The organism is Bartonella sp. LB28NMGDW, from assembly GCF_042194435.1.
GTDB lineage: Bacteria > Pseudomonadota > Alphaproteobacteria > Rhizobiales > Rhizobiaceae > Bartonella > Bartonella grahamii.
In genome coordinates this window covers 1-8,690 of record NZ_JBHIMX010000022.1, presented here as the reverse complement: position 1 = coordinate 8,690, position 8,690 = coordinate 1, and the positions used below count along the sequence as shown (strand labels likewise).

Below are 8,690 nucleotides of genomic sequence, written 5' to 3'. Positions count from 1 at the left end.
TCTTCTAAAGACTGAATGGCTGCTTTCTTTTGCTCATCCGTGATGGCATCTGGCCATAGCAGTTCAGAAGCTTTTACAGTGCATAAGCGTACTGTAATCACGGCGCGTTGATCGGCGCCTGTTGCGTCAATAGTGGCAAAAGAAATCCCTGCCGGTGTTTGACTGCCATCTGATGCTGCTGGATTAAGGGGGACATAGTGTTCCGTTGCGGTTATCTTCCCCATGACAGTTCCTGCTTCAATGAATGCTCCTGATGCAAACACCACTTCTTCGTTTGACATATCGGGGTCGTAGGGTCCAAGATAAGCGCCATTGCGTACGTCGTCATAAATAATATTCGTCATTTCACTGCCCTCCAAGCTGCTTCCCATTTTGCGTGAATCTTTGCCTTGCTCGTCCCATCACTATGAGGGGTATAAGGCGAGACTTTTAAAGACGCGCTTTGAGAGCTAGCTGCTGTCAACACACATTGGCGTGCTTTCTCGAGACTCATACCGTTTTGAATAGCTTTTGCTGCGTCAAAAGAAACGCCTAAGTGCTTTGCTTGCCTTTCAAGGGTTGTTAGTGCTTTTGCGCGCTTTCTTTCTTTTTCAAGAGCAGCTTTTATGTTTTCCTGCTTGTCCTCATTGTCTTCATCCTCATCTTCGTTTTCTTCTTCATCGTCGAAGTCTTCGGCGTTTTTGTCGACGTCACTATCGTCTTCGTCCTCTTCCTCGTCATTGATGATGTCGACGATCTTTTCGTCATCCTCTTCTTCAGCGCGGTATTGTGTGCGTGCCATGTGTTTTGTCCTTCTTTTTCTGTTGATGTTGGGTTTTGTGATATGGAATCCGTTAAGGCTTCCAAAGCTTGCGCAAGGGTCCCCTGCGCATCTGCTAATCCAAGCGTGATCGCTTGGTTGCCTATAAAAGTTTCTGCTTTTGTGTCACGAATTGCATCAGCATTTAAGCGTCTGTTTTGCGCCACCAAATCAACAAACATCTCGTAGAGCAGGGCGCAATCGGCTTGCATTTTTATCTGTGCTGTATCGCTCAAGGGTTCGTGAGGATTGCCATGAACTTTGTGATCACCTTCAAAGACAAAGGTCCATTTATGCCCGTGTTTTTCATCTGCACGGGACTGGTCAAGATGAGCACAAACAACCCCAATCGAGCCCACAACACCCGTGCGAGCTACCCATATTTGAGAAGCAGAGCAGGCAATGGCATAAGCTGCAGAACAGGCAAACTCATTGGCATGTGCCCAAATGGGTTTATTGTATTGTTTTGAGAGTGTTTGAAACTCTTCAACCAAATCAAAGACACCACCGGCTTCTCCACCGCCGCTGTCAATATCAAGTAAGACAGCGCGAACATCAGGTTGTGCAATGGCTTCACGAAAAGAAGCCCTTAAACCTTCATAAGAGGTTAATCCCGATAAAGCCCCAAGCCATGCACCACGGCGCACAAGCGTGCCATGAACTGGTAGGATAGCAACATTGTTTTGCACCACGTAAGTTTCTGGTGGTCTTAAAGCTTCCGTATCCCCTTGTCCAAATGCCCCAGGGGGAAACTTTTCTCCCTCAAAAAGACGCGGCGCAAGAGCATTCAAAATGATATCAAGCTTTGTCGATGCAAGCATATGAGGAACACCAAAAAGCCGTGATGCCAAAAACGGCATGTCGAGATTATTCACCATTTGTATGTGCCTCACTGCCTTGGTTGCTTTCATAAGTCTCAGAAGGTTCTGAATCTGCGGTATCAATTACTTGATTGTTACCAGAGGGCGCCGCCATATCCGTGTCAAAAGATAAGCCGCGCGCACGAGCATCTGTGTGCTCTTCTTGCAGTTCGGCATGAATGCTGTCGATATCAAAGCCGCGCTCGGCAAGTGCCATGCGTCGTGTTTTCAAGCCTGCACGGATTTCTTCTTTTTCCGCTGAGATATCCTTGTTTGGATCAATCATTTCAAGCGGGGGCGCAAAGCTTTCACATTGAAGCCATGGCAAGGGATTTTCTTCCCACCCTGGCAAATTGACGCATTTGACAAGCACTGCCATTTCAACAAAACGCTCCCATATAATGCGATTAAACTGAAAGGCAATGATATGTTCACGCCATTGTTTGACGTGCCGTCTAAACTGAATGATAGAGGTACGCACATTTGAAAAATTGCCGCGCGTAACGTCTCCAGTCACAACGGCATAAGGCATATTAAGTGCTGCACAAATTTTCAAGATATTGCGAAATTGAAAAGCCTCATAAGAGCCACCAACCTCAACAGGATTTGAGAATGTAACCTCTTTATTCTCTCCTAAATAAAGAGATGCACCGGGCGCAATGACAGGTGCTTTGTATTCTTCTTCAACGTTGTTTTTATCACGATTATCGGATAATTTTTCGACGTTTGGTGAATTGTCCTTGACAAAAGCCGCAAAAAGAGCCGCCGTCCTTTTTCTATCGAGTTCTGCGTCGTCATAGGATTCCAGTTGAAAGATCTTTGTCATACAGCGCGTTATTTTGGGAGAACCGCGCAATTGTCCGGCAATACGGCGCTCTTTGATGTGCAGGACCATTTCAGCGGGGACACGCACGCGCTCTTGGCTCTCAAATGCCATATTTGCAGGGACATCATCATAGGGGTGATGTTCCCAGAAATGATAAGCAACACGCTTGCCACTGGCATTAAATTCAATTCCCATACGAATGTAATTGCCTTCAATCTCAGCCGGTCCATTATAAGTGAGATCCAGCATTTCAGTGGGATAAACTTGCAACTGAAGAGGCACACCAGAGCGCCCGTAGAGGTCAACATAATGTAATCTTACAAAGCATTCTCCGGTTAAAAAGACCTCTCGTGCAATGGTTGCTTGCAGCCCATAAAAATTGGCATCTTCATCATAGTCCGCTTCATCAACCCATTGCCACCATAAGTCTAAAAGCTTTTTCTTTTCTTCTTGAAAGCCTTCAATACGAGGATAAGGTTTAATCCCATCACTAACAGCCGCGGAGACCCATTCTTCTGTTGCAGACCCATAAAGAGCTTCATTGTCATAAAGCCATCTTGAACGGGCAACAATGGTATCACCGCATTCCTCAATGGCTTTATTGATATGTTTTTTTGCGGGGTCAAAACCACCCATACGGCGGCTTTTGCTTGCCGCTTCAAAATGGGGATTGTGTTGACGAGAAATTGTAAAAAAGCCCGTGAGTTTATTGAAAAAACCAGCCATTAATAGCCTCGTGATATATTAAAATAGAAAACGCGTGAACGCTTGCGTCCTTCAAGGTTGGCTATTTGTGTGTTCAGCATCTCAAGCGCTCTGCGCAGTTCCTCAACAGAACGGTTGCTTACTTGCTTATCGCCATGGCGCACCGATTGTGCTCCCGAATAAAGAGCTTCTTCAATTTGCTCACGCCGCCTTTTTAAGTTTTCAAGTCTGTCAATTTTGCTGTTAATTGGTTCTAAAGTTTCACCCACAAATTACCTCCAATCCCCTCGCATATAAGGATTCATCATTGTTCTGAATGGCTTCTTTTGAGGTTGTGCTGTCTGAGATCTTCTTGGAGCAGGAGAGGGGGCATGTCTTGGTGTTGGCTGCTCTAAAGAGCCCTCAATTTTAAGTTTTTCCAAACGCTCTTCTAAGATATCGACTTCTCGATTAAGGTTTATTCCTGCCGAAATCAGACCTTGTAAAGCAGCATAAGCATAGACCCTACAGTCCAAGGCTTCATTTCTTGCCTTTTCGCTTTTTTGCCATTCAATGCGCTTGAAGCCTTTAAAATATTTGATGACTTTTCTTTCAGCGGTTAGCTGGTCAAAATATTCCCGATCAAGGCTTTTGTGAAAGTGTGTTGCACCAGCACCCGATGCTTCAGGACCGGATTTTTTAAACCGTGCCGTGATAATATCTTTTGCTGCGTCAACACCAACAATATAGAGATTGATCTGTCCTTTGTTGTTTCTACTTGGGCGGCGTGGCCATACCGCACGCCATCCCGCTTGTCCCTTAATCCCCCAGATACGTCGCCCCTCACGCGGGCGAACATAATTATAAACTGCCTGTGTATGTCCACCACCGGTATCAATACAAGCAGCCGTTATCTTGATGCCGTCTTTGTAACCTAGATGCGGCCAGCGTCTTGTAAGATATTCATCCAATTGGTCCCATACTTCAAAAGAAGAGGGATCACCAGGAATGACGTGATAATCAATATGCCAGCTTTCTTCACTGCGTCCCCATCCAACCACTTCAAGTTCCAAGCGGTCATTTTGCACATCAATACCCGCTGTTAACAACACGGCTTGTTCTGGTGCCAATGGATAATCTTCGCGTTTTGCATAGAGGCTATCAGGATCAACAACTTCGCCTGTTCTGTCTTCCCATGGCTCTCCAAGAACTGTATTAATAAAAACTTGCAAAAGAGCAGGGTCTTCTTTGGCTCTTAAAAATTCGCGCGCACAATCGCCCCAAGTCAGCCATGGCGAATAAAGCGCTGAAATATGGTAAGAACGTAGACGAGGCTTACTTGACTCCTGTGTTGCGATCCAGCAAGCACCGTTTTCTTCTGCCATTAAGGTGGACTTACGATGTTCGGCATGTTCATGACCACAATGGGCACAAACAAACACAGCTTTTTCGGGGGCGCCTTTTGGCCACTTGATTTGTGACCAAACAATGGGCTGTAGAACACCACATGCATCACAAGGCACGTTGTAATATCGCTGGTCTCCTAGCACAAAATCCTTGGCGATACGGCTTGTGTCACGGTGTGTCGGCGTGGACAATTTAAAAATTTTACGTTGAATAAAAGCAGAGGTTCGTTTTTCAGCAATTGTTACAGGATCGCCTTCATTATCGACATTCAATGGGTAAGCATCGACTTCATCCAAAACCAAATAGCGAATAGGAGAAGAACGCAATCCAGCAGCACTATTTGCTCCGGTAATCATCAATGTTCCTCCATAAAATTCCTTTGAAAACATTGTATTTCCACTGTCTCGTGCACGAGCAGGAGCAATGCGTTCACTTAAAGCAGGGCTAGCTGAAATCATCGGATCAAGACGAGACTTTGACAGTTTCTTAGCGGTCTCAACTGTCGGCATCACATAAAGGGCAGGTCCTGGACTATGATGAATGGCATAACCACAAAAGTTCAATGCTGCTTCCGACATTCCAATCTGAGCCCCCTTCATCACAACCGTTGTTTCAGTCGGATCATAAACAGAAAGATTATCCATGATCTCTCGTAAATAGGGGGTACGTATAGTCCTCCATAATCCAGGCTCAGCACTCGTAACTGTGCTCAAATAACGATTTTTATCAGCCCACTGGGAAACAGTATAAGGCGGGTCAGGACGACGTCCTTCATTCGCATAGCAAAAAAAGAGCCCAGCACCAGAGGATGAGGGCGAAGCATCACTACTTATCATGTTCTGGATTCTCTTCTAAAATGTTGGGATCGTGAAAAGAAACAGGGACGACATTTTCCATTAAAGCTTTGCGCATATGATGATCGATAGCTCCAATAAGGCTCGCAGCATCACATCCTACTTGCGCCGCAATTTCAGTACCAAAGCGATAGGCAAAATTGAGCATTGTATCTCGATGCGCTCTTCCAAAGTTCCATGCTTCTTTTCTCACTTCTTCACGATCAACAGTTGTTTCGCGTAACTTTTCCAGAGCAATCTTTTCTTTTGCTAGCGCAACTTGCATTCGCTCCAGTTTTATCTTGTATTCGTTGGCTCCATCTGTGGAGGCTTGTTTGATCTTTGTCCGCACCTTTCCATCAGGCGCTAAAAATGGGATAGGGCGCTTTGTTGGATTCTCATTCCAGATAGCTGTTGCAAGCGCTTCATTGACAGAACCATCTTCAAAAAGAGCCGCATCAAATTTACCTGTCTTTATCCGAGAAACCACCGCATTATGTGAAACACCCATCTTCTTCGCAAACGCACGAACCGATAGACCCTTACGATGCTTCTTATTCATAGTTGCTCCATTTTGAATGGTATATACGAATTATTGTACACTTTAATTATTGACAAGGTTTTATTTTTCGTGTACATAAAATATATGAAGATAGTGTGGGATGAACCAAAAAGAGCTTTAAACATTGATAAACATAAGCTTGATTTTGCTGATGTTATTTACTTTGACTGGGAACATGCTTTTATTGATGCAACCCATTCAAACCGCATGAAGGCTATTGGACATTTTGCTGATGACACAACAGTTATTGTTTTTGCAAAGCTTGGCAATGAAGCGATATCCATTATCAGTTTTCGTCAAGCGAATAAAAAAGAAAGAGAGGTTTTCAATGACTATCAAAAAAACCTTTGAAACAGGATGTGGCTATACAAAAGAAGATTGGGACGCTGTGGATTCCCCACCACTAACAGATGAAGAACTTGCACGCTTAAAGCCAGCTAAAGACGTTTTACCAGCCTCCTTTTTTAAGTATGTAACAGAAGAGCGCCGTAAACGTGGGCGTCCACCCGTTGAATCTCCTAAACAAGCGGTTACTCTACGCCTTGACCCAAACGTTATTGCTTCTTTTAAAAAACAAGGAAAAGACTGGCGCACACGTATGGGTGAAGTCTTAAAAAAAGCAAGTGGTTGTTAAGCCAAACGATCTCGCCACTCTAAAAAATGTGCTTTATAGTTGAAATTAAACTTCAATTGTATTACATTGAAATACAGTTGAGAGAGGAGAGCTCATCATGGCTGCTAGTCGTATGGTTCAGGCGCGTGTACCAGAAGAAATTCAAAATGTTGCTAATCAAGTTATTCAAGCTTCAGGTTTATCAGTAAGTGATGTTGTGAGAGTATTGATGACGCGTATTGCACAAGATAAAGCTATTCCGTCCTTCTTGTTTCAACCTAATGCGAAAACTATAGCGGCTTTTGCAGAACTAGAGGAAGGTAACTTAAAAAAGTTTCATTCCGTAGACGAATTATTTGACGATCTCTATGCGGACGATTGAACGTACCACTATCTTCAAACGTGATTTCAAGCGTGAAATGAAAGGACGGTATCGGCATCTTTTAGATACTGATTTGCGCCAAATCATTGCAGCATTAGCAAATGACCAGCCTTTAGAACCTCGATATCATGACCATGCATTGACTGGGAATTGGAGCAATTATCGAGATTGCCATATTCGACCTGACTTAGTATTGATTTATCGCTTGATTGGTCAAGATCGATTGATTTTAGTGCGTCTGGGCTCCCATTCAAAACTTGATCTTTAAACCACCTCCCCATTTTGAGAACGGGGAGGGGAGATGTGTTTTACTTAAGCAACCTTTTTAATGGGAGGCTCCAAATTTGGTTCGTAAGCTTTCAATAAAGGTAACATAACTGTAGGAAACTCTGAATCGCCAAAATCTGTTAGAACTGTTAAGATTTTAAGTATATTTGGCACCTCATCTTGAAGTTTGAAAATCAAAGCTTTTTCTACCACCCCCATGATGTCAATCAGAGCTGTACACTCTTTTTCATTAATATTTTCATCATTAGAAAACTGATATAAAGCTATCCATAAATCGCATAAGAAGTCGATACTGGTGTTCATTGTACACCTCCATGGATTTGTTCTCTCAAACAAGCTAATCCTCTAGATGTGATTTTTGTTGAAGGCAGCACCTTTTCTGTACCATCCGGTCTTTGAATGGTAATAGCAGGGCAATCCATGAATCCTTTCTTGATCTTGTCCTGATAAGGTAACAGAGGCGCCCCTGGAGCCCGTCGATACACCCAATCATGTTTACGCAAGTAATCCGTTAAATCCTTTGGTCGCACCTCTAACATTTTTGCTGCTTCAATTAAGCCAAACAAACCATCAGAACGCTTTAAACCTTCCAAAGCTTTTGCTTTTGGTGCTAATTCAGCGATAACATGATCTTTCTGCTCTATTTGGCTTTGTAGATGATTTAAAAAGCCTATCATTGCTTGAGGACTCGAGTAATCAATCTGTGGTGTGACTACTTGTGTTTCCAGTGCCTGCCAACGATCTATAATTTTTGCTCGTAATGCTGTGCTGTAACCCGAAACGAGGATTAAACATTCACGTTTAGGGAGATGATAGCAAGGGCGTGTTTTTCCTTGTTCATCAATGTAACTGCTTAAAAACTTAGCCGGCTCAAATTTGAGCTCGCTAAATATTTGTTTAATGTCGCGCATAACATTCTTATGCTTCTTACTACATACCCCCGCAATTTCAATGCTAGACATAGTTTGAGTATTAGCACTATTAGTGGTGCTTTGATTAGTTTCTATAAGTGTGTTCATGATGAACTCCTTGGTAATAGAGGTTTTCTATTGACACTCTTAAAAGAGTGCCGGGTGCTAGAAAACACGGTACCAAGTCCGTCGTTACGCCTTTCCCATAAAGGGTATTGTATAGCATAACTACACCCGACAAGACCTTTATATGCCACCACATATAATGAGTCAAAATCTTTAATGTTTAGAAGACTAGTTATTTCGGCAACTAATCCGCTTGGTATTGTAAGGTGTTTTCTAGGCACCTGATTCGAAGATACCTATTACTGTAGAATTGTCAAGTAATAAAAATTACTTTTTGCTAAGAAAACTTTTCACATACTGTACAGTGTACATATTTAAATAATTATTTATCAATGAGTTAAGTGTACAATGTACAGTCAATTTGAAAATTCTGTCGCTAGCGATAGTTCGCGCTAGCCT

The 8,690-nt window shown here is 43.1% G+C and carries 12 protein-coding genes; 4 read left to right on the top strand and 8 right to left on the bottom strand.

The annotated features are described in order from the left end of the window. The 6 genes from ACFIKG_RS08075 to ACFIKG_RS08050 form a co-directional block, all read right to left on the bottom strand. A partial coding sequence (locus ACFIKG_RS08075; RefSeq protein WP_375652073.1) for a head decoration protein occupies positions 1 to 344 on the bottom strand: 344 nt, incomplete at its 3' end. 259 nt (positions 345 to 603) lie between these two features. Continuing rightward, positions 604 to 1,677, bottom strand: coding sequence for a S49 family peptidase (locus tag ACFIKG_RS08070; protein ID WP_375652072.1), 1,074 nt, complete (start codon positions 1,675 to 1,677; stop codon positions 604 to 606). Continuing rightward, positions 1,667 to 3,211: a phage portal protein gene (locus tag ACFIKG_RS08065; RefSeq protein WP_375652071.1), complete on the bottom strand. Its 1,545-nt coding sequence runs from the start codon at positions 3,209 to 3,211 to the stop codon at positions 1,667 to 1,669. The genes ACFIKG_RS08070 and ACFIKG_RS08065 overlap by 11 nt, the downstream gene beginning before the upstream one ends. After that, on the bottom strand, positions 3,211 to 3,459 hold the full coding sequence (locus tag ACFIKG_RS08060) for a phage head-tail joining protein (protein WP_375627489.1): 249 nt from the start codon (positions 3,457 to 3,459) through the stop codon (positions 3,211 to 3,213). Before ACFIKG_RS08060 ends, ACFIKG_RS08065 begins: the two co-directional genes overlap by 1 nt. Before the next feature lie 3 nt (positions 3,460 to 3,462). Beyond that, entirely contained in the window at positions 3,463 to 5,412 is a 1,950-nt protein-coding gene (locus ACFIKG_RS08055; RefSeq protein WP_375652070.1) for a phage terminase large subunit family protein, read from the bottom strand. Beyond that, positions 5,402 to 5,971 carry a hypothetical protein gene (locus ACFIKG_RS08050; protein WP_375652069.1) on the bottom strand — a complete coding sequence of 190 codons (570 nt, stop codon included), beginning with the start codon at positions 5,969 to 5,971 and terminating at the stop codon, positions 5,402 to 5,404. The genes ACFIKG_RS08055 and ACFIKG_RS08050 overlap by 11 nt, the downstream gene beginning before the upstream one ends. Before the next feature lie 84 nt (positions 5,972 to 6,055). Between ACFIKG_RS08050 and ACFIKG_RS08045 the strand changes: the two genes are divergently transcribed. From ACFIKG_RS08045 to ACFIKG_RS08030, 4 genes are all read left to right on the top strand, one after another. Continuing rightward, complete coding sequence (locus ACFIKG_RS08045; protein WP_375627060.1) at positions 6,056 to 6,322, top strand: BrnT family toxin; 267 nt, start codon at positions 6,056 to 6,058, stop codon at positions 6,320 to 6,322. After that, the gene (locus ACFIKG_RS08040) at positions 6,300 to 6,605 is read left to right on the top strand and encodes a BrnA antitoxin family protein (protein WP_375618924.1); all 306 of its coding nucleotides are present in this window, start codon (positions 6,300 to 6,302) and stop codon (positions 6,603 to 6,605) included. Before ACFIKG_RS08045 ends, ACFIKG_RS08040 begins: the two co-directional genes overlap by 23 nt. Positions 6,606 to 6,702: 97 nt before the next feature. Next, positions 6,703 to 6,966, top strand: a complete 264-nt coding sequence (locus ACFIKG_RS08035) for a type II toxin-antitoxin system RelB/DinJ family antitoxin (protein ID WP_375652068.1) — start codon at positions 6,703 to 6,705, stop codon at positions 6,964 to 6,966. Next, the gene (locus ACFIKG_RS08030) at positions 6,953 to 7,234 is read left to right on the top strand and encodes a type II toxin-antitoxin system YafQ family toxin (protein WP_208438264.1); all 282 of its coding nucleotides are present in this window, start codon (positions 6,953 to 6,955) and stop codon (positions 7,232 to 7,234) included. Before ACFIKG_RS08035 ends, ACFIKG_RS08030 begins: the two co-directional genes overlap by 14 nt. A 44-nt stretch (positions 7,235 to 7,278) precedes the next feature. Here the strand turns inward: ACFIKG_RS08030 and ACFIKG_RS08025 are convergent, their stop codons facing one another. After that, positions 7,279 to 7,557, bottom strand: coding sequence for a hypothetical protein (locus ACFIKG_RS08025; protein ID WP_375652067.1), 279 nt, complete (start codon positions 7,555 to 7,557; stop codon positions 7,279 to 7,281). Then, the gene (locus ACFIKG_RS08020) at positions 7,554 to 8,273 is read right to left on the bottom strand and encodes a Rha family transcriptional regulator (RefSeq protein WP_375652066.1); all 720 of its coding nucleotides are present in this window, start codon (positions 8,271 to 8,273) and stop codon (positions 7,554 to 7,556) included. Before ACFIKG_RS08020 ends, ACFIKG_RS08025 begins: the two co-directional genes overlap by 4 nt. Positions 8,274 to 8,690: the final 417 nt, after the last annotated feature.

Excerpts from the sequence above, each read along its gene's own strand:
- ACFIKG_RS08070 (WP_375652072.1), bottom strand. The coding sequence starts at position 1,677 with ATGGTGAATAATCTCGACATGCCGTTTTTGGCATCACGGCTTTTTGGT.
- ACFIKG_RS08065 (WP_375652071.1), bottom strand. The coding sequence starts at position 3,211 with ATGGCTGGTTTTTTCAATAAACTCACGGGCTTTTTTACAATTTCTCGT.
- ACFIKG_RS08055 (WP_375652070.1), bottom strand. The coding sequence starts at position 5,412 with ATGATAAGTAGTGATGCTTCGCCCTCATCCTCTGGTGCTGGGCTCTTT.
- ACFIKG_RS08050 (WP_375652069.1), bottom strand. The coding sequence starts at position 5,971 with ATGAATAAGAAGCATCGTAAGGGTCTATCGGTTCGTGCGTTTGCGAAG.
- ACFIKG_RS08045 (WP_375627060.1), top strand. The coding sequence starts at position 6,056 with ATGAAGATAGTGTGGGATGAACCAAAAAGAGCTTTAAACATTGATAAA.
- ACFIKG_RS08040 (WP_375618924.1), top strand. The coding sequence starts at position 6,300 with ATGACTATCAAAAAAACCTTTGAAACAGGATGTGGCTATACAAAAGAA.
- ACFIKG_RS08035 (WP_375652068.1), top strand. The coding sequence starts at position 6,703 with ATGGCTGCTAGTCGTATGGTTCAGGCGCGTGTACCAGAAGAAATTCAA.
- ACFIKG_RS08030 (WP_208438264.1), top strand. The coding sequence starts at position 6,953 with ATGCGGACGATTGAACGTACCACTATCTTCAAACGTGATTTCAAGCGT.
- ACFIKG_RS08025 (WP_375652067.1), bottom strand. The coding sequence starts at position 7,557 with ATGAACACCAGTATCGACTTCTTATGCGATTTATGGATAGCTTTATAT.
- ACFIKG_RS08020 (WP_375652066.1), bottom strand. The coding sequence starts at position 8,273 with ATGAACACACTTATAGAAACTAATCAAAGCACCACTAATAGTGCTAAT.